The sequence below is a fragment of the Anaeromassilibacillus sp. D41t1_190614_C2 genome, from assembly GCF_015558525.1.
Taxonomy (GTDB): Bacteria; Bacillota; Clostridia; order Oscillospirales; family Acutalibacteraceae; genus Anaeromassilibacillus; species Anaeromassilibacillus stercoravium.
In genome coordinates this window covers 71190-89655 of sequence record NZ_JADMOD010000009.1, presented here as the reverse complement: position 1 = coordinate 89655, position 18466 = coordinate 71190, and the positions used below count along the sequence as shown (strand labels likewise).

Annotated in this window: 17 protein-coding genes; 1 reads left to right on the top strand and 16 read right to left on the bottom strand. The window is 53.3% G+C overall.

What is annotated here, in order from left to right; all coding sequences use genetic code 11:
• Positions 1 to 49: 49 nt before the first annotated feature.
• From I2G69_RS08620 to ispD, 15 genes are all read right to left on the bottom strand, one after another.
• Positions 50 to 316, bottom strand: a complete 267-nt coding sequence (locus I2G69_RS08620) for an RNA-binding S4 domain-containing protein (protein WP_087229360.1) — start codon at positions 314 to 316, stop codon at positions 50 to 52.
• Between the two features lie 124 nt (positions 317 to 440).
• Positions 441 to 716 carry an HU family DNA-binding protein gene (locus I2G69_RS08615; RefSeq protein ID WP_087229363.1) on the bottom strand — a complete coding sequence of 92 codons (276 nt, stop codon included), beginning with the start codon at positions 714 to 716 and terminating at the stop codon, positions 441 to 443.
• Between the two features lie 92 nt (positions 717 to 808).
• Positions 809 to 1606 carry a nucleoside triphosphate pyrophosphohydrolase gene (gene mazG / locus I2G69_RS08610; RefSeq protein ID WP_087229366.1) on the bottom strand — a complete coding sequence of 266 codons (798 nt, stop codon included), beginning with the start codon at positions 1604 to 1606 and terminating at the stop codon, positions 809 to 811.
• Between the two features lie 82 nt (positions 1607 to 1688).
• Complete coding sequence (locus I2G69_RS08605) at positions 1689 to 3437, bottom strand: putative polysaccharide biosynthesis protein (RefSeq protein WP_243254927.1); 1749 nt, start codon at positions 3435 to 3437, stop codon at positions 1689 to 1691.
• A gap of 189 nt (positions 3438 to 3626) precedes the next feature.
• Entirely contained in the window at positions 3627 to 3992 is a 366-nt protein-coding gene (locus I2G69_RS08600) for a zinc ribbon domain-containing protein (RefSeq protein WP_191362514.1), read from the bottom strand.
• A 116-nt stretch (positions 3993 to 4108) separates the two neighbouring features.
• Positions 4109 to 5080: a uridine kinase family protein gene (locus I2G69_RS08595; RefSeq protein ID WP_195560644.1), complete on the bottom strand. Its 972-nt coding sequence runs from the start codon at positions 5078 to 5080 to the stop codon at positions 4109 to 4111.
• Positions 5037 to 6596: a coproporphyrinogen dehydrogenase HemZ gene (gene hemZ / locus I2G69_RS08590; RefSeq protein ID WP_243254926.1), complete on the bottom strand. Its 1560-nt coding sequence runs from the start codon at positions 6594 to 6596 to the stop codon at positions 5037 to 5039. Before hemZ ends, I2G69_RS08595 begins: the two co-directional genes overlap by 44 nt.
• Positions 6597 to 6600: 4 nt before the next feature.
• Positions 6601 to 7218, bottom strand: a complete 618-nt coding sequence (locus I2G69_RS08585; protein ID WP_087229372.1) for an MBL fold metallo-hydrolase — start codon at positions 7216 to 7218, stop codon at positions 6601 to 6603.
• Positions 7219 to 7249: 31 nt separating this feature from the next.
• Positions 7250 to 9424, bottom strand: coding sequence for a RelA/SpoT family protein (locus I2G69_RS08580; RefSeq protein WP_191362515.1), 2175 nt, complete (start codon positions 9422 to 9424; stop codon positions 7250 to 7252).
• Positions 9399 to 11489 carry a single-stranded-DNA-specific exonuclease RecJ gene (gene recJ / locus I2G69_RS08575; RefSeq protein ID WP_243254925.1) on the bottom strand — a complete coding sequence of 697 codons (2091 nt, stop codon included), beginning with the start codon at positions 11487 to 11489 and terminating at the stop codon, positions 9399 to 9401. The genes I2G69_RS08580 and recJ overlap by 26 nt, the downstream gene beginning before the upstream one ends.
• A 347-nt stretch (positions 11490 to 11836) precedes the next feature.
• Positions 11837 to 13117: a CdaR family protein gene (locus I2G69_RS08570; protein WP_087229381.1), complete on the bottom strand. Its 1281-nt coding sequence runs from the start codon at positions 13115 to 13117 to the stop codon at positions 11837 to 11839.
• Entirely contained in the window at positions 13114 to 13995 is an 882-nt protein-coding gene (cdaA, locus tag I2G69_RS08565; protein WP_087229597.1) for a diadenylate cyclase CdaA, read from the bottom strand. Before cdaA ends, I2G69_RS08570 begins: the two co-directional genes overlap by 4 nt.
• A gap of 131 nt (positions 13996 to 14126) precedes the next feature.
• Complete coding sequence (locus tag I2G69_RS08560; protein ID WP_195560642.1) at positions 14127 to 15269, bottom strand: aminotransferase class V-fold PLP-dependent enzyme; 1143 nt, start codon at positions 15267 to 15269, stop codon at positions 14127 to 14129.
• A complete protein-coding gene (locus I2G69_RS08555) occupies positions 15266 to 15496 on the bottom strand; it encodes a DUF3343 domain-containing protein (RefSeq protein WP_237966375.1) in 231 nt (76 codons plus the stop codon). The genes I2G69_RS08560 and I2G69_RS08555 overlap by 4 nt, the downstream gene beginning before the upstream one ends.
• Before the next feature lie 84 nt (positions 15497 to 15580).
• Positions 15581 to 16753, bottom strand: a complete 1173-nt coding sequence (gene ispD, locus I2G69_RS08550) for a 2-C-methyl-D-erythritol 4-phosphate cytidylyltransferase (RefSeq protein WP_207651938.1) — start codon at positions 16751 to 16753, stop codon at positions 15581 to 15583.
• Between the two features lie 311 nt (positions 16754 to 17064).
• Between ispD and I2G69_RS08545 the strand changes: the two genes are divergently transcribed.
• Positions 17065 to 17547: an acyl-CoA thioesterase gene (locus tag I2G69_RS08545; protein ID WP_087229390.1), complete on the top strand. Its 483-nt coding sequence runs from the start codon at positions 17065 to 17067 to the stop codon at positions 17545 to 17547.
• A 174-nt stretch (positions 17548 to 17721) separates the two neighbouring features.
• Here the strand turns inward: I2G69_RS08545 and I2G69_RS08540 are convergent, their stop codons facing one another.
• Positions 17722 to 18348, bottom strand: a complete 627-nt coding sequence (locus I2G69_RS08540; RefSeq protein ID WP_087229392.1) for a cytidylate kinase-like family protein — start codon at positions 18346 to 18348, stop codon at positions 17722 to 17724.
• Positions 18349 to 18466: the final 118 nt, after the last annotated feature.

The window sequence follows — 18466 nt, the reverse complement described above, 5'->3', positions numbered from 1 at the left end:
TTTTGTCTATTTCTATGCGCAGGGAAGCGGGCATATGCGGAACAAAGCGTCAGGCGCGCGGCGCAGCCGGCTCGTCGGAGAGGACGCGGTACATCTCCCCCGCCTCTTCCTTGCGGGCGTACTCGTTGACGGAAACAACCTCCGCCTTGATGTTGCGCGAACCGAGCTGCAGCTCCAATACGTCCCCTTGCTTTACGTCGTAGGAGGCGCGTGCCACCTTACCGTTCACCAGCACGCGCCCAGCATCGCAAGCTTCGTTCGCTACGGTGCGGCGCTTAATAATCCGCGAAACTTTTAAATATTTATCCAGTCTCATTTAAAAACTCCTTTTCCCAGGCGCCATCACAGAGCGCCATGTGTTTTAAAAGAAAAAGGGCGCAACGCTCCAGGGCGATTTGCCCCGAGCCTTGCAGCCCTTGATACCCGAATACGGAACAAACTTATTTGACCATGGCATCTTTAAATGCCTTGCCCGCCTTAAACGCCGGCACCTTGGAAGCCGGAATCGTGATCGGGGAATTGGTCCGCGGATCGCGGCCCTGGCGCTCGCTGCGTGCGCGTACCTCAAAGGTGCCGAATCCAACAATCTGTACTTTTTCCTCACAGGCGACTGCTTCGATGATCGTATCAAGAACCGCATTTACGGCGCTGTCCGCGTCTTTCTTAGACATACCGGTTTTTTCCGCAACAGCGGTAATCAATTCTGTCTTATTCATGAGATGTACCTCCGTGTTTTTTTATTATTCAACAGCCTTCCTTCAACCATAGTATGATTGAAAAGCTGTGAATTATTTCAGTATTCTGCGGATCAAGCTTGAGATTTCTTTGCTTCTTCCCAAAGCTTGTCTAATGCATCGATGCCCGCGGACTGCATATCGACCCCGCGCGCATTCGCCAATTCTTCCACCTTCTGGAAACGGCGGATAAATTTTTCGCAGGCCTCACTGAGGGATTGTTCTGCGCTGACGTGAAGGAAGCGGGCCACATTGACGACCGAGAAGAGCAGGTCCCCCAGCTCCTCGGCGCAGGCGTCCTCGCCCTCTGCGCGGATTGCCTCGCGCAGTTCAGCGGTTTCTTCCTCGACCTTATCCAGCGCTCCAGAGACATCCGGCCAATCAAAACCGACCTTCGCCGCCTTCTGCTGCACTTTCTGGCTGCGCATCAACGCCGGCAATGCCTTGCTGACGCTTTGCAGTACTTCGGTCTGCGTCTTTTGCGCCTTTGTCTTCTTCTTGATCGCGTCCCAATTGGTGAGCACATCCTCTGTGCCGTCCACCGTTACGGAACCAAACACGTGCGGATGGCGTTCCACCATCTTTTTCGCTTCCCCGTCCACCACGTCGGAGAAGTCAAACCGGCCCTCTTCCTCTTCGATTTCCGAGTGGAAAAGCACCTGCAACAGGACGTCGCCAAGCTCCTCCTGCAACAGGACAGGGTCTTCGGTATCGATGGCCTCGACCGCCTCATAGGTCTCCTCAATGAAACAGTTGCGGATGCTTTGATGCGTCTGCTCGCGGTCCCATGGACACCCGCCGGGGGCGCGCAGGATCTTCATGATTTCCAGCAAATCGTCCATGCTGTATTTGTCTTTTCTTTGAAACTCCAAGTGTCTTACACCTCTGCTTCCGAAACCATTCTACGAATCCAATCAACCCGTTGCCATCGGGCAAAAATGGACAAGTTCTATATTACCTTATCCAACCATGATTTTCAAGTATTTTGGCAATTTTTTGTCCCTTGGGCAGCATCAGGATGTCGCTTTTCTGCAAAGCCCTCGTCCAAAGCATGCAGGCGCCATAGACTACGACCGCCACAAACAGCGCTAGAATGGTGGCAATGCGGCCGTCCACCAACATGGCGGCATAGTTCTGCACCAGATAAGCGGACAGGACACAGACGCCTCCCGAAAGGAAGGGCTTTACAAACAGCCCAACCCAGTCCAACTTGATCTTGGCCTCCCGGCACAGCAGAACCAACCCGAACACCGTCAGGAAGAAATAGCAGACTAGCGTGCCGATCCCCGCGCCCATCACATTGATCTCCGGGATTCCAACCAACAGGTAATTGAGAACCACTTTGATGACCAACCCCACAGAGAGCAGCTTAATGGGCAGATCGACGCGCCCCACCGCCTGCAACATGCTGTTGATTGGGGTATCCGTGGCGGCAAAAATCGCTCCGAGGCCCAGGAGGATCAGGATTTTTCCCGTTATCTCATTATAGCCCAACAGCTGCGTGATCGGCCCGGAGAGGACGGAAAGCCCCAAGCCCGCCGGAATGGTAATCATCGCCACAACGCGCAGGACGGTTTCAATGCTATTTTTGATCTTCTTCGGGTCGCCTGTGGTCCAGGCCGTGGTGACATTCGGAAGGGCTGACACGCCAAACGCCTGGGTGATCGCCGGTACGAGCATAAACAGGGTCGTCGCATTGCCGTAACAGCCGAACAGGAACGTCGGGACGCGGTCCGTTTGGATGACGACTTCGCTCAACAGGCCGCTGTATTCCTGCAGCAACACCTCCGGATGAACGGACATAATATCGCGCAGACGGCGCTGTACAAACGTCGTATCTACCAGGCTGGAAAGATTGACCGCCAGAGCGCCCAGCGCCACCGGGATGGCCGTTCGTACCAGGCGGACCACCGTCTGCTTCATCGGATAGGGACGCGGCGAGCCGGCCAGCATCTCGTGCGTAATCCCGTCCCCATTGCATTTATGGTAAATCCACAGGAAGACAAAGCCAAAAGCGGAGCCGACGGTCACGCCAAAAATCGCTCCCGCAGCGGCATAGGGCAGGGCGGCTGCTTTGGCGTATTCCACCGATTCCACCGGGATTCCATAGACCGTGCCGGAGGCCGCATATTCGTTTAATCCGTTCTGGATCACTAGATATGCGCCCGCCAACCCCAGGACCAGCTTGAACAGCGCTTCCACCACTTCGGAGAGGGCGGTGGGGTACATATTGCGCAGGCCCTCGTAATAGCCGCGGTAAATGGCCACCATGCTGCTGAATAAGATCGCAGGGGATAGCAAATAAATGGCGGGCAGCGCATTCATATCCCCGCTGTCCGTCGCATAGGAGACGTATGGCTTCGCGCCGAAGAACATCAGGCAAAACGCCAAAAGGCCCAGCGTCAGAAAAATGGGGATCGACACTTTATGGATCTGCCGGATGTCCCGGAAGCGGCCCCTCGCATAATTCTCCGATACCAGCCGGGCAATCGCAATGGGGAACCCCGCGGTGGCCAGGCTAAAAATTGGGTTATACAGGTTGTACGCCGTCGAAAAATACCCCATGCCGACCGGCGTGATAATTAAATTCAGAGGAATTTTGAAAAGCGCGCCGATCACCTTTACAATCGCGACAGCGACTAGAAGGATCAATGCGCCGTGCAGGAAGCTTTGCTTCGTGGGGCCTCCCATCCGTTTTCCCATAGATAATCCTACCATCCCATCTCCATCTTTTTGCGGCTGCAGCGCCGCTCTCCCGGGATAGATCCCATCCGTTCATATATACGGTATCTGTGGATGGATTAGACCTCCATCGCCCTTGCACAACGCTAAGAACACAAAAAGAGGGGTTTCCCCCTCTTTTTCATCTACCTATTTCCTTAAGTGCCGAACTTACTGCGCATCGAATTTACTGCCGCACATGTTGCAATAGCATGCTTCCGCTGGGTTTTCCGCCCCGCACTTCTTGCAGATCACTTTACTGCGCAACGCAGAAATCTGATCGTTTACTGCATCCAACTGCTCATACAGGTCGTCGATGGTCGTGATGCATTCATCTGCCAAGTCCGCGGAATCATTTCCCGTCTTTTTGGCGTCATATATCACCCTGCCCAGGGCTTCAAAGCGCTTGGAAATTTCATTGTTCAGATCCGCCGCGCTCAGCCTCAGCTTGGAAATATCCACCATCTGGCCCGCTTTTTTGCCAACGGCATTGACTGCTTCTTTTGCATTCACGACGACATCTTCAAAAAGTCCCATTTTCACACGCTCCCTTTTTATGATAGTTTGCTCAATTATAGCACCAATTGATTCTGGAAATCAAGGGTTTCCCTAGGAATCTCTTCCAATGTGGATAAAATGCCTTTGTCCACTTGCTATTCCCCGTAAACGCCGCCCCCGATAAACTCCCGCAGTAGGGAAGTTTTCGGCACAAGCGCCTGCGAAATCGTTGTGAACCGCCGCAGGCAATCTGCCAGTTCACACGCCTGCGGATAATAGGGCTCCGAGGGATCCACACGCTCCAAAAGCGGAAGCGCCTGCGCCCGCATCACGCACGGTTCATAGCAATGCAGGGAATTGATTGTGACATCTGCCTCCCCGCGATAGGGCTTGATGTATTTCCGCTCCCCGTCCATCACGGTATCCCACATATCCAATGTCCGGCCCGGCTGGGTGTTGCGGAACAGGGAATCCCGCACCAACCGGCGCACTAAGCGCACCTGGTTCGGTGAAAGGAGCGCTTCGCCCTGCTCTTCAAAGCCCTGTTTGACGCTGATATATATTTTCAAAACACCGTCCTCCGGCAGATGCCGGCTGATCGCTGGGTTGAGCGCATGGATGCCCTCGACCACCGCGATCTCCCGTTCCCCAAAGCGGATACGCCGGGTATACGGGTGCGGGCAGTGATTCTCAAAATCAAAGACCGGCATATCGCAGGTGTTGGTCTTCATCAAATCGAGCAGGCAGCGTTCCAACAGCGGGACGTTCAATGCCTCCACCGACTCATAGTCATGCTGGCCGTTTTCCAATAGGGGCGCGTCCGATTCCCCTTTATAAAAGTTATCGAGCGAGATCACCTGCGAACCGATGCCGCATTCCCGCAAAGCGTCCAACAGGATGTGCGCGGTGGTCGTCTTTCCGCTGCTGGACGGCCCCGCTAGCATGATGACCTTGCATAGGTCCGTAGAGGAGGCGATGGTTTCCGCGATCCTTCGGATATCCCGATGAAACGCAGCCTCTGTCCGGGCAATAAACGCAGAGGCATTGTGTTCCGCCTCATAATTGATGCGCTCCAGGTCGTTCTCATACCGATGATAAAGTTTGTCTTGCCCGCCAATATTCTTCATAAATGGTTCTCACCTGTTCTTTTCTTGTAAGCATTTCCCCGTGGCGGCGGATGTATTCATACGGGTACTTGAAATTAAAAATGCGTTTGAGCTGGTCGGAATACGGGTCCCGCACCTTCGTGACCGCACCCGCACCGCATGCCAATATGGTATGCGTTTCATCCATGATATAGACATTGTAGAGGCTCTCTTTCCCCTGCTTCGCCCAACCCGTGTTTTCCAGGTTGCCCACCATCCGGCTTTGCCGGTACAGGTAATACGGCGTATAGCCATGTTGGAGGAGCTGTGCATCGCCCCAATCCAACATATCCCCCGCCAGCGCAGCATCCCTGCTAAAGGGTTCGCTGTCATCCTGGAAGATGCGCGCAGACCGCTTCAAGGAAAGCGTGTGCACGGTAATGCTCTCCGGATGGAGCGCCAGCACACCCTCCATCGTCTCTTGGAAGCTCTCCATGGTATCCTCCGGGAAGCCGACGATCAAATCCATATTGATGTCATCGTATCCGCAGGCGCGGGCCAAAGAAAACGCTTCCAGCGTCTGCGCCGCCGTGTGCCGGCGTCCGATTGTCTCCAACACATGGTCGTTCAGCGTCTGCGGGTTGATGCTGATCCGCGTCACCCCGCGCGGAAGTATGGCTTTCAGCTTCTCTGCTGTGATGGTGTCGGGACGCCCCGCCTCTACGGTAAACTCGCGGCAGGTGCTCATGTCAAACGCCGCCGTAATCGTGTCCAGCAACTGGGCCAACTGCTCCGCAGAAAGCGTGGTAGGGGTTCCGCCGCCGATATACACCGATTCCAGGCGGAGGCCAAGCCCCTTTGCCACCTCTGCCGTATGTTGGATTTCCACGCAGAGCAGTTCCAAATACTCTGGGATGAGCTTTGCGGTGCGCTCCACAGAAGACGACACAAAGGAGCAATACGAACAGCGCGTGGGGCAAAACGGGATGGAAACATACAGGCTAAACGATTCGGGACGGGAAAGGGACAAAATCTTCTGCTCGTTCCCCATGGTGATGCGGCTCAACTCCGTTTTTTCCGCGCTCACCAGCCAGTCCTGCTGGAAGCTCTGCAAGGCCGCTTCCTCCCCCATACGCTCTGCGAGGCTGCGCAACAGCTTGATCGGGCGAACCCCCGTGAGGATTCCCCACTTTGGCGTGTATGCACAGGCCTGTGTAAGCAGCCCAAAGAGCAAGACGCCCATACGCCGTTCCAACTCCTTGAGATCCCCCGGGAAAGAGAGCGATGTGCGTTCCTCGGCTGTCCGCTCCCTTCCGCCAAAGAATAAACGGGCTTGCAGCCGGATGCCGCCTAACTCCGTTTGCATACCCGTGTAAGCACCCAATGTGCCGTAGTCCAGAATATGCGCCCCGTTCCCATCCGTTCCGCAGGGGATGGTTTCAATCCGATGATATGGAAAAAAGATGCGGCACAGGTTTTCCATCTCATAGTGGAAGGGATGCTCCGCAATGTAAAGCCGCATCACCGGGGCGCTTTGATACAATGTTCTTTCTGCCATGAGGTCAGCCCTCTACAAACGGATTGTGCTTCCGCTCAAAGCCCAAAGTTGTCTCCCATTCATGCCCTGGATAGACATGATAATCCCCTTCCAAAGCGCAAAGGCGTTTCAGGGACGCGAGCAGCTGCGGATAACTACCCGTCGGGAAATCCGTCCGCCCGGCGCTCATCTTAAAGAGGGTATCCCCACTGAAAATAGCGCCCTCCACCACATAGCAGCAGCTGCCGATGGTGTGACCCGGCGTGTGCAGGACATGAATGCGCAGGTTTCCCAGCGGGATGACGTCGCCGTCGGAGACCGTGACGTCGGCCTTTAGCGGCGGAAGCGGACGGCCCGTCAGTTCAACAGACAAATTCAAGGCACTGTCCGTGAGGAACAGCTCGTCCTCCGCGTCGATGTACAATTTCGCGCCGGTCTTCTTCTGAATCTCCGCAACGCCCGCAATGTGATCCCAATGGCCGTGGGTCAGCAAAATCGCCTGAACATCCGCTTCCTCCACCGCTTTCAGGAGGCTGGCATTCACAAAGCCCGGGTCAATCACCGCTGATGCGCCGGTGGATTCATCTGTCAACATATAACAATTGGTGGGCAACGGCCCGCCGGTATATCTGGTTACTTTCATAAGGAACTCTCCATTTCTATAACACAGCCGATTACGCTCTACGCACCGAGACAATCCCGGAAATGTTCATCAAACGGCTGATAATGGTCTGTAGATGGTCTCTTCCATTGATGGTGATGGTCACCGAGATGACGGCGCTGCCGTCCTTTGTCTCGCGTGAATTGAGGGAATGGATAAACAAATGCATATTGAAAAGCTGTTGGGTGACATCCGCCAGCAAACCGGGGCGGTCTGTTGCCACGATTTCCAGTGTGGATTTGAACACCTCTTTGACCACGCCCTCCCAGTGCGCCTGAATCCAACGCTCCGGTTCCGGTGCGTCCCGGATCACCTTTGGCACATTGGAACAGCTCCGCTTGTGGATGGAAACGCCAAACCCGCGGGTGATAAACCCGATGATCTCATCGCCCGGCAACGGATTGCAGCAGCGGGAGAACTTGATGAGGCACCCCTCCATGCCGTCTACGATCACGCCGCCGACCGGTTTTTTGTTTGTCTTAGGCTGTTGCTTGGGACGCTCCTCCTGCACCGCCGGCTTGTGGGATTTGATATATTCCTCCTTGAGCTTCGGCATGACCTTCCAAAGCTGGATGCCGCCGTAGCCAATGGCTGCATAGACGTCGTCCTCCGAAGTGCAATTCTGACGGCGGCCGATGAGTTCCAGGCAGCTCTTGAGCTCTTCGTCCGTCAGGTCGATGCCGTTGCGCCGGAATTCGCGCTCCAGCTCGGCCCTGCCCTCCACAATGTTCTCCTCACGGCGCTCCTTTTTAAACCACTGGCGGATCTTGTTGCGCGCCTCGCTGGTCTTCACAATCTTTAACCAGTCGCGGCTTGGTCCATGGCTTCCCTCTTTGGCCGTGAGAATCTCGATGATCTCGCCGTTTTTCACCTTATAGTCGATCGGCACGATGCGCTTGTCGACTTTGGCCCCCACCATGCGGTTACCAACCGCGCTGTGGATGGCATAGGCAAAGTCGATTACGGTGGAACCGCTCGGCAGGCTGATCACGTCGCCCTTTGGGGTAAATACAAACACCTCTTCCGGCGCAAGGTCTGACTTAATCGTCCGCACCAGGTCGGTCGCATCGCCGCTGTCTTTTTGGTTCTCCAGCATCTGCCGGATCCAGGCCAAACGGTCGTCCAGCTTGTCCCCCTTGGTCACACCAAGTTTGTATTTCCAGTGCGCCGCGATGCCGTATTCCGCTGTATGGTGCATCTCCCAAGTCCGGATCTGCACTTCAAACGCAACCCCTTCTTTGCTGAGCACGGTTGTGTGAAGGGATTGGTATCCATTGGGCTTCGGCGTGGAAATATAGTCTTTAAACCGGTTGGGGATCGGGCGGAACATGTCGTGAATCACGCCCAACACATTATAGCAATCGTTGATGGTATCAACGATGACGCGCACCGCATAGATGTCATAGATTTCATCCATACTTTTCCCCTGGATGAACATCTTCCGGTAGATGCCGTTGATGCTCTTGACACGGCCTTCCAGATACACATTGGGGATTTCCGGCGAGATGCGGTCGTAAATGCGCTTTTTGGTCACCTCAATAAACGCCTTCCGCTCCCCACTGCGCATGGCCAGGCCGCTTTCAATCTCCTGGTAAGCGATGGGGTCGAGATAGCGCAGGGAGATATCCTCCAGCTCCTCTTTGACCATGCGGATACCAAGGCGGTGGGCGATCGGCGCATAGACCTCCATATTCTCCAGTGCTTTGTCGCGCTGTTTCTGCGGCGCCATAAATTCAATGGTGCGCATGTTGTGCAGGCGGTCCGCCAATTTGATGATGATGACGCGGATGTCGTCCGCCATAGCGATCAGCATTTTCCGCAGGTTTTCCGCCTGCTGTTCTTCCCGGGAGGAATAGGGAATCCGGCCGAGTTTGGTGACGCCGTTCGTCAAATTGGCGATTTCATTGCCAAACATTTTGCGGATCTGCTCAAGGTCCACCGGCGTATCTTCCACCACATCGTGCAGTAGGCCCGCCGCAACCGATTCGGAATCCATACCCATCTCTACCAGGATGCAAGCCACCGCGATGGGATGGGAAATATATGGCGCTCCGGAGAGACGCTTTTGATCCCCATGCATCTGATAGGCCAATTGATAGGCTTTGTCGATCAGAGCTAGGTCATATTCCCGTTCGCTGTCCTGAATCAGTTTTAATAAGTCGTTATAGGTTCTGAGTTTCTCCGCCATAAGGTTCCCCCTCCTTCTGTAAAGCCCGCAATCCCGCCAAAATCTTGGAATCAAATAAATTGACTTTCCGTTGTACCGGCTTCAAGGTCAACTTACAAACGCCGCCGGACCGCTGCTGTGACGTCAAGCCGTGCTCCGACAAAACATCTAACATCGTCAACAGCTTGCCCATATTCCCTCCGGGCGAAGCGCAGGTGCGATAAAAAAACACCTCTTCGGGACCTTCATAACCGTTTTTCGCTCGTAAGAACCGATAGACATTGGCAAATTCCTCCCGGGTAGGGGTAAGACTGTCCACCTCTTGTTTGGTCATCGATTCGTTCCGCATCCATTTTTCGTACACCTGCACGCCGGTCAATACGGAGGCGCCGTCCATCCCGGAGGGCTTGCAGTCCCTGACGATGATGGAAAGCGTCTCTTTCCCATTAAAGAGCTTGGCGTCCAGCGTCACCGCCAAATCGAGAAGATCCCCCGCCGCATAGGGGAACATCTCCAAGGACACGCCAAACCGCATACAGCGCACCGCGTAATTCCCCTTTACCACCGTCAATCGGAGGTGCTTCCCGCCGCCAACCGGCGTAATGTCCTGCAAGCGGACGCCAAACAATCCAAAGAGCGGGGCAGGATTTCCCGTTCCAAACGGCTCCAGCAATTTTACACTGCGCGTCACTTCCAGGGTCAGCTGCTCCGGCTGCAAAATACAGTCGATGGTGAGCGTTGGCATGGGCATCTGCGGCGTATGGGCCGCGGCATAGGCATTGATCCTCTCGCGGAACCGTTCGATGTTTTCCGGCCGGAGGCTCAGCCCCGCCGCCATGGGGTGCCCGCCAAATTTGGTGAGCAAATCCGAGCAGGAGCAAACCGCCTCAAATAGAGAAAACCCTTCGATGCTCCTGCCAGAACCTTTTGCTTCCGTCCCATTGACCGAGATCAAGATGCTCGGTTTTCCAAATCGCTCGGTAATGCGCGCAGAAACAATCCCAATCACGCCCGGATGCCAATTTTCTCCCGCGACTACCAGAACGCGGTCATATAGCCGCTGTGGGTCTTTCTCTAATTCTTCTAAAACCCGCTCAAAGATATCGCTCTCAATCTGCCGCCGGTAATCGTTGCAATCGCAAACATCCCCCGCCAGTCCAGCCGCTTCCTCCGGATCTTCGGAGAGCAGGAGGCGGACAGCGCGGTCCGGGGAAGCAATCCGGCCCGTCGCGTTGATCCGTGGCACAACGCCGAACGCCACATTGGCCGCCGTGAGTTCCCGGTTGTCCAGGCTGGCATTTTCCAAAAGGGCCCGCAAGCCCAGGCGGTCGGACCGGGACAAATGCGGCAAGCCGGCACGGACCAGAACGCGGTTCTCCCCCAGCAGGGGAACGACGTCCCCAATTGTACCGATGGCGACCAGATCCGCATAATTTTCCAACAGGCCGGTCAAATCACAATCCGGCCCTTCCAAAGCCATAATCAATTTAAAGGCCACGCCCACGCCGGCGAAATCCTTAAAGGGGCTGGGGCAATCCAGCCGGTGCGGGTCCACCACAGCGCAAGCGGCTGGGAGAACCTCGCGCGGCCGGTGGTGGTCGGTCACCACAACATCCATTCCAAGCTGTGCCGCATAGGCAACCTCTTCGACGGACGAAATGCCGTTGTCCACCGTGATAATCAGTTGAGTCCCCTGCTGGTGCAGCTGGTCAAGCGCCGCTACATTCAAGCCGTACCCTTCCCGCTCCCGTTCTGGGATATAGTATGTCACATCGGCCCCATTGGATTCCAAGTAAGAATACAGCATCGCCGTGGAGGTGACGCCATCTGCATCGTAATCTCCATAGACTGTAATTTTTTCAAAGCCATTGACCGCTCGCCAAACCCGCTCGACAGCGCGGTCCATATCCACCATTTGCATCGGGTCGGACAAAGAGATCTCCGATCCAAACATTGCTTCAATCTGTTCCGGCCCGGTCAACCCGCGCGTTTGGAGCAGCGCCCCCATCGCCGCCGGGACCTGATACCGCTGTGCAAGTGCTTCCGCCGCTTTCCAATCACACGGCAATACATTCCACTTCTTCATTTTCCCATCCACCTCGTATCTGCTAGGGCCCACCGTTTCCTGTGCGCACATGCACCGTATCCGTTGCCACACTTAGGATAATAACGCATTGCATCCTTGCATTCCGAAAGGCGCGAAATACACCATCTTGTGCATGCGCCCGGTCCACTAGGACCTCTCGTCATGAAAGCAAACGATCATTTTACAGAGTTTTATTGTACCATTTTGGCAATTCTTATTCAATACCCATGGCCTGTGCTCCCAAATACTTTTCCAAACGGTTCTGGACTTTTCAGGAAAGCAGAGAAAAGGAGCAACCTGCCGTCAAACAGGCTTGCTCCTTTTCATAGGTCCTTGCATATCGCTTGTTATTCCATTTTTGCGCTCACACCAATATTGACCATATAGCTGCCATACACCCAGGAATTGGGTGCGCCCGTTACGGAAATCGTGACAGGGACTTCCGTCTGACCGGTAAATTGCTCTTTACCAGTCATATCAATCTGAGCCACCAGATTGTTTTCCGTAAACGCCTCAATTTCATCCGGCGGGCCGACAGCGGTCACGCTGAGACTCTGCGTATATACGGCCGCTTCGTATCCCGCGGGAAGATTCTTGAAGGTAATCGTCTCCGGGTTGAGGGAAACAGTCCGGGTTGTAAAAGTGTCCAAATCGATGCTCACTTTGGCCGTATAAATATTACTGACGTTTTTAAATCCCGTCGGCAAACTGACATCCACATCAAATTCATTGCTTGTGGGGCTGATCGTCGAAAAATCAATGGCGGGCAACGTGAGCTCGGAAATATTTGCAAACGCATCCTCTGGCCCAGCCACTTCGATTTCCTTTGGTTCGACGGTCACGCGGCTTTCAAAGCCGGTAAGGTTGCTCGGTCTCCCCGAGAATTCCACCTGTAAGGGCAAAACCTTTCGGTACAACACATTGCATGTGACTTCGACCGATTCCATGCTCAAAGTAAGATTATCGCTCTTAATTTCATTTCCATCTGCATCCAGCATTACCAGCCGGCCTGTAAAATGTTTGGTCTCTGTCAAAGGCGTCTTGTCCTGCTCATAAGGGATGGTCACCTTTGCGACCTGATCGACCTCTTGTTTTGGGCCGGAAACCGTCACGCTATCGCTAGAAAGGGTCGGCGTATTCAAATAGTACTGCGGGTCTACAGGCGGCGTAATCTGGCTGGTATCAATATTGAATACCTTTTCGCTGTAGTAATCCACAGTGACTAAAATGCTGGAAGGTTCAATCGAAACCACCTCATAGTTGGAGAGATTCCCCAATTTGGTGGCGGAAAGCTCCAATTTGTAGTTGCTTACTGGACCGGTCAAAGACGCTGCCTGTTTCGCTTCAATCTGCAAATCGGTATTTTTAACCTGGTTGACGGTCAGGCTGTTCCCCTTGATCGCCACTTTTGCCTTGGCGTTGATGGGGCTAAACACTTTTAGCCCCGACTGCTGAGCCGAGTCCGACAAATTGACGACAATCGGCACATCTGTCACAGTACGTGGGATTTCCTCGGTATTGCGCGTGGCAAAAACAACCCAAATGACCAGCGCGACAAATACAGAGAAAATCAAAACAAATTTATTGTTATAGAATAAACTTCCTAAGCTAAATTTTTTATGGTTCATGATTTTCTTCCCCTCCTAATGGAAGGAATTCTGCTCGTACGTTTTTCACCGTTCGCATTTTCTTCCGGCAGAAGAAGCGCTTCCAGTGCGCTCTGCAACGTTTCACGCGTATAATTCCGCGTCAAAACCCCATTGACCGCAATGGAGATCTGCCCGGTTTCTTCGGATACGACCACCACGACCGCATCGGAGTTTTCACTCATTCCGATCGCAGCGCGGTGGCGGGTGCCAAGATCGACGCTGACGGTATCGCTTTTGGTCAGTGGAAGGATACAGCCAGCGGCATAGATCACCCCGTCACGGATCACCATCGCCCCGTCATGTAACGGCGCTTTATTCCAAAAGATGTTGCCAATCAGCGGCACCGAAGGCTCCGCGTTGACAATTGTACCTGTGTCAATGATGTCGCCAAGCTTTGTTTGCATTTCGAACACCATCAAAGCGCCTGTTTTGGATTTCTGAAATTTGCCAGACGCTTCCACGACTGCGTTAAGGCATTTCCGTTTTTTCTGCAGGGCTTTTTCCGCTTCCTCCGAAGAGATCTGGAACCAATATTTCCCACCCAATTTGCTGCGGCCAATTTGCTCCAACGCACGGCGAATTTCTGGCTGAAAGATCACCAACAGGGCAATAATGGTAAAATTGAAAAAATAATCCAATAAGGTCCTCATCATGTTCAAATGGATCACAACAGAGGCAGCATAGACCCCCATCAGGATGATGATTCCCTTGACCAGTTGCTCTGCCCGTGTTTCGCGGATCAACTTAATTCCATTATAAATAATAAAGGAGACCAGCAATACATCCAATGCGTCGCTCAAACTGAAAGTATGGATCAACGCAACAAATGTATCCCAAAGCCCGGTAATAAAATCCATATTCTCTTGCACCCACTATCTTCCGCTTTTCACAAGCTCTCAATCTATTTTTAACGTTCGTATGCCTTCATATAATAAAAATATCCAATATAATATTATCACAATTAATGGGATATGCAAATGCTTTTCCCCTATTTTCTATGAATTTTCATAACCGTGTTGGAGAACGCACGGATCTCATTCATATTATTAAAGGCGGACGGGCATACACGCACAGCCCCCTGCTGCAAAGTCCCAAAGCTCTCGTGAGCCCTAGGCGCACAGTGCAACCCCGCACGGACGGCGATCCCCGCCGCATTTAACCTCTGCGCTACAGCCTCGCTGTTGGCCTCCTTTATATTGAAGGAAAGCACAGGGGCAAAGTACGGCTCCACAGGCTCCGGTGTGTAAAGCTGAACCCCTTCCATCTTGGATAGGCTTCGGTATAATGCCTGGATCAGCCCCAGCTCATGCCGGTAGATCCGTTCAATCCCCTTGCTTTTCACAAAAGAAATCCCTGCACGTATCCCGGCAATCCCCGGGATGTTGATGGTCCCACTTTCCAGGCGGTCGGGCATGGTCTCCGGTTGCTCCAATGAGATGGATGCCGTCCCGGTCCCGCCTTCCATCAACGTTTCCATGGACGCCCCATGCGGTGTAATCAAAATTCCCGTCCCCATGGGGGCATAGAGCCCTTTATGGGCAGCCACACAGAGATAGTCGAATTGAAACTCCTGCATATCAACCGGCAGCACGCCCGCGCTTTGTGCGCAATCCACAGCAATCGGGACCCCATACTCGTGCCCCAGTGCAGCTAAACGCTCAATGGGCAGACGAATGCCCCACACATTGGAAACATGCGTGCAGACGATCAATTTGGTATTGGCGCGCAGTGCCTTCCGGAAGGCGTCTACCGTAGCGTCGTTATCCCCAGGGACTACCTGCGCCTCTGTATAAGTGACGCCCCTCTTTTGGAGCGCTTGGAGAGGGCGCATGACGGCATTGTGCTCCAAATTGGAGGTGACCACATGATCCCCGGATTTTAACACACCTTTTAAGACGAAATTGATCGCTTGCGTACAATTGAGTGTAAACACTACGCACTCTGGGCCTGGCGCGTGGAAAAATTCTGCCACAGCCGTCCGGCACCGGTACAGCTCTTCCGCTGTCTCCATGGACATCGTATGGCCTGCCCGGCCTGGATTTGCCCCGTATTTTTGCATCGCTTCGTCAACTGCACGAATCACCTGCGGCGGCTTTGGGTAGGTGGTCGCGGCGTTATCGAAATAAATCATCCCACGTCCTCCCTTTCCGTCCGGCCCAGGACCCGAATGCCAGCTCGTGTCAAAATGGCCTCCGCCTCGTCGGTGCGGTTGGGGACATATATACTGTATCCGCATCCAGCGTTTTCATTGCTGTGCGGTGTTCTCTCTACATAGGACTTGATCCCGTGTTGAAAAAGCAGGTCTCGCCCCTTCATCGCGTATGTGATGGAGCTAACCATAAGCATAGGCTTGCCCACAAGTATCACCTCTCTGTTTTTATTACCAGAGTATGCTACAAACAAGCCCTTTGACTATTTCCTTAGAAAGAACAACCTGCCCCTTTATTTTTCCAACAAGCACACCGCATGAGCGGCGATCCCCTGCTTTTCCCCTGTAAATCCGAGCCCTTCTTCCGTTGTAGCCTTCACGCTAACCTGCCCAAGTTCCATTCCACTCGCCTCAGCCAAACGGCTGCGCATCATCTCAATATAAGGCTTGAGCTTTGGTTCCTGGGCCAAAACCGTCGCGTCGATATTTACAATCCGGCAGCCGTGTTTCTGCAAGATATGGACCACCTGCCGCAGCAGCGCCAAGCTGTCTGCGCCGCTGTAAGCTGGGTCTGTGTCCGGGAACCATGTTCCAATATCGCCCAGCGCCGCTGCTCCCAGCAACGCATCCATCACGGCATGGGTCAATACATCGGCATCCGAATGCCCCAAAAGGCCTTTATCATAAGGGATTTCAACACCACCCAAAACCAGTTTCCGGCCGGGCACCAGCCGGTGGACATCGTAGCCGTGCCCAATTCGCATAGGATCGCCCCTTTCTTTCTTGAGGAGCGCCTCCGCCGCAGGGAGGTCCTCCGGGGTTGTAATCTTGATATTTGTATAACCGCCGGTGACCAAATGGACCATTTTTCCCAAATGCTCCACCAGTTGGCAGTCGTCCGTATAATCCGCGCCTTCTTGCGCTGCAACTTGCATCGCCTGTTCGTAGAGACCCCGTTCAAAAACCTGCGGAGTCTGCACCGCGCGCAGGGAGCTGCGGTCCGGCGTAGAACAAACAAATCCATCCGTATTCTGCATTTTAATCGTATCTTTCACCAACGTGCAAAGCGCGGCAGCTCCATAAGTCCGGGCATCCTGTACGGTGGCGTCGATCTCCTCAGGGCGAATCAGCGGACGCGCCCCATCATGAATAGCCAAATACTCCGTTTCCTTTGGTACGGCAGCCAGTCCCGCAGCGACAGAGCGCTGCCGGGTCGCTCCCCCCGCTACAACGGCGCACAACTTTCCAATTGCATGCTGATCCGCTAAACACTGTACAGCTGCCTGATCCTCCGGGCGGCAAACTACAACGATGCTGGAAATGCTCGCCGCCCGCTCAAAGGCAAGCAGCGTATGTACAATAACCGGCTTCCCCCCCAACAAAAGGAACTGCTTGGACATTCCCATCCCCATGCGGCTGGAGTTTCCCGCCGCGACAAGGATGGCGCAACAAGACTCTTCCGGCATCTCACCGCCTCCTTTCTGCATAGGAACCATTATAGCTACAAAAACTACCTGGTGCAACTACAATCCTGTTACCTCTACCAGGCTGATTGCAATCTTTTGTTCATTCTTTCAGCCTCTTGTACAAACCAGCTTTACAGAACCGGGCATTTTACGTTATAATTAGAAAAGAAAATCTTGGAATCCAGGTAAATCGTAAATTTTTTGTGATTGGTATTCTGTGCAAGTGTGGCCTTCAAAAGGGCCTTGGCGCCAACAGATCCACACCTATTCAAAATCCTGCACTCCAAAATCATGTTTAAAGGAATGATCCTATGGAATCCAACATCCCTGCAAAACGTGTGGCAGACTCTGAAGTCGAACAGGTACAAGCCATCATGCCTAACCATTTGAATGGGGCTGGCCGCGTATTCGGCGGACAGCTGGCCGCCTGGATTGATGTTGTAGGCGGAATCGTCGCGCGGCGACATTCCAATCGGAATGTCACAACCGCCGCAATTGATAATCTCCAATTTAAAGAAGCGGTTTATGCGAACAGTACAGTCGTCCTGCATGGGAAAATCACCTACGTCGGGCGTACCTCTATGGAAGTGCGCGTCGATAGTTTTGTGGAAAGCCTCTCCGGGGAGCGCAAACTTGTAAACACCGCCTATCTGGTGGAAGTCGCCTTGGATGACCAGGGCAACCCTACCGCTGTTCCCGGGCTGATTCTGGAGAATTTCCAAGATCGTGCCGAATGGGAAGCCGGTGAAAAACGCCGGGAACTTCGCCATCAGCGCCATCGTGAGGCATTTTAAAGCGATTGCCCATTTAAAACCGCGTCAAAGGGATATCTGTTTTCCAGGAGAGGACGGAATCCTTGGCCTCCCCCTGGAAATATGGAAAGGCCTTTGCCATTCAACATCTATAAAAGCTCCCCTCGGATTCTCAAGAAAGAATCCGAGGGGAGCTTTTTACAACGAACGGCGCCTTTAATCGCCGAGTTTAATCTCCATATAAGCCTTTACTAGCGCCACACATTTTTCCCAGCCAAGGTCGCTGCTGTTGAGGCAAAGGTCGTAGTTATCTGCATTATGCCAATCGCGTCCAGTAAAATAGAGATAGTAATCCCCACGGCGTTTGTCCACTTTGCGGATATACCGTTTGGCCTCCTCTTCGTCCATATTTCCATGAACCATCATGGTCTTTTCTACGCAATAGTCAAACGGGGCGTGTACGTATACGCGCACAACGTTTTTGTAGTCTTTTAATACAAAATCTGCGCACCGCCCAATAATCACACAGGATTCTTTCTCCGCTAAATCGCGGATCACCTTTGCCTGATAATTAAATAAATTCTGATCGGAAACAAAATCTTCGCTATCTGGGGGAATCACTTCGCCTGTGTACGCACTTTTACGCGGCTTAAACAGACGCGGCGTTTTGAGCTTCTCATCCACCTCTGCAAAAAGGTGCTCATTGATCCCACTTTCGTCGGATGCAAGCCGCAACAACTCCATATCGTAATATTTGACGCCCAGATCCTCCGCCAACATTTTGCCGATTGTCTTGCCACCGCTTCCATATCCGCGCGCGACTGTAATCACAAACGGTTTCATCGAAACGCCCTCCCTGTGATGTAGAATGAAGCTTCCAAAAATTTGTTGTACCCTCTATTCTTATTATAAAATATTACACATGAAATAACAAGGATTTCCAGAATGTTTTTGTGCGAAT

Coding starts and splice junctions, on each gene's coding strand:
- I2G69_RS08615 (WP_087229363.1), bottom strand. CDS start 716: ATGAATAAGACAGAATTGATTACCGCTGTTGCGGAAAAAACCGGTATG.
- I2G69_RS08585 (WP_087229372.1), bottom strand. CDS start 7,218: ATGAAAGTAACCAGATATACCGGCGGGCCGTTGCCCACCAATTGTTAT.
- I2G69_RS08540 (WP_087229392.1), bottom strand. CDS start 18,348: ATGAAACCGTTTGTGATTACAGTCGCGCGCGGATATGGAAGCGGTGGC.
- ispD (WP_207651938.1), bottom strand. CDS start 16,753: ATGCCGGAAGAGTCTTGTTGCGCCATCCTTGTCGCGGCGGGAAACTCC.
- I2G69_RS08560 (WP_195560642.1), bottom strand. CDS start 15,269: ATGATTTATTTCGATAACGCCGCGACCACCTACCCAAAGCCGCCGCAG.
- I2G69_RS08570 (WP_087229381.1), bottom strand. CDS start 13,117: ATGAACCATAAAAAATTTAGCTTAGGAAGTTTATTCTATAACAATAAA.
- I2G69_RS08580 (WP_191362515.1), bottom strand. CDS start 9,424: ATGGCGGAGAAACTCAGAACCTATAACGACTTATTAAAACTGATTCAG.
- cdaA (WP_087229597.1), bottom strand. CDS start 13,995: ATGGATTTTATTACCGGGCTTTGGGATACATTTGTTGCGTTGATCCAT.
- I2G69_RS08620 (WP_087229360.1), bottom strand. CDS start 316: ATGAGACTGGATAAATATTTAAAAGTTTCGCGGATTATTAAGCGCCGC.
- I2G69_RS08600 (WP_191362514.1), bottom strand. CDS start 3,992: ATGGGACTTTTTGAAGATGTCGTCGTGAATGCAAAAGAAGCAGTCAAT.
- recJ (WP_243254925.1), bottom strand. CDS start 11,489: ATGAAGAAGTGGAATGTATTGCCGTGTGATTGGAAAGCGGCGGAAGCA.
- hemZ (WP_243254926.1), bottom strand. CDS start 6,596: ATGGCAGAAAGAACATTGTATCAAAGCGCCCCGGTGATGCGGCTTTAC.
- I2G69_RS08595 (WP_195560644.1), bottom strand. CDS start 5,080: ATGAAGAATATTGGCGGGCAAGACAAACTTTATCATCGGTATGAGAAC.
- I2G69_RS08545 (WP_087229390.1), top strand. CDS start 17,065: ATGGAATCCAACATCCCTGCAAAACGTGTGGCAGACTCTGAAGTCGAA.
- I2G69_RS08605 (WP_243254927.1), bottom strand. CDS start 3,437: ATGGGAAAACGGATGGGAGGCCCCACGAAGCAAAGCTTCCTGCACGGC.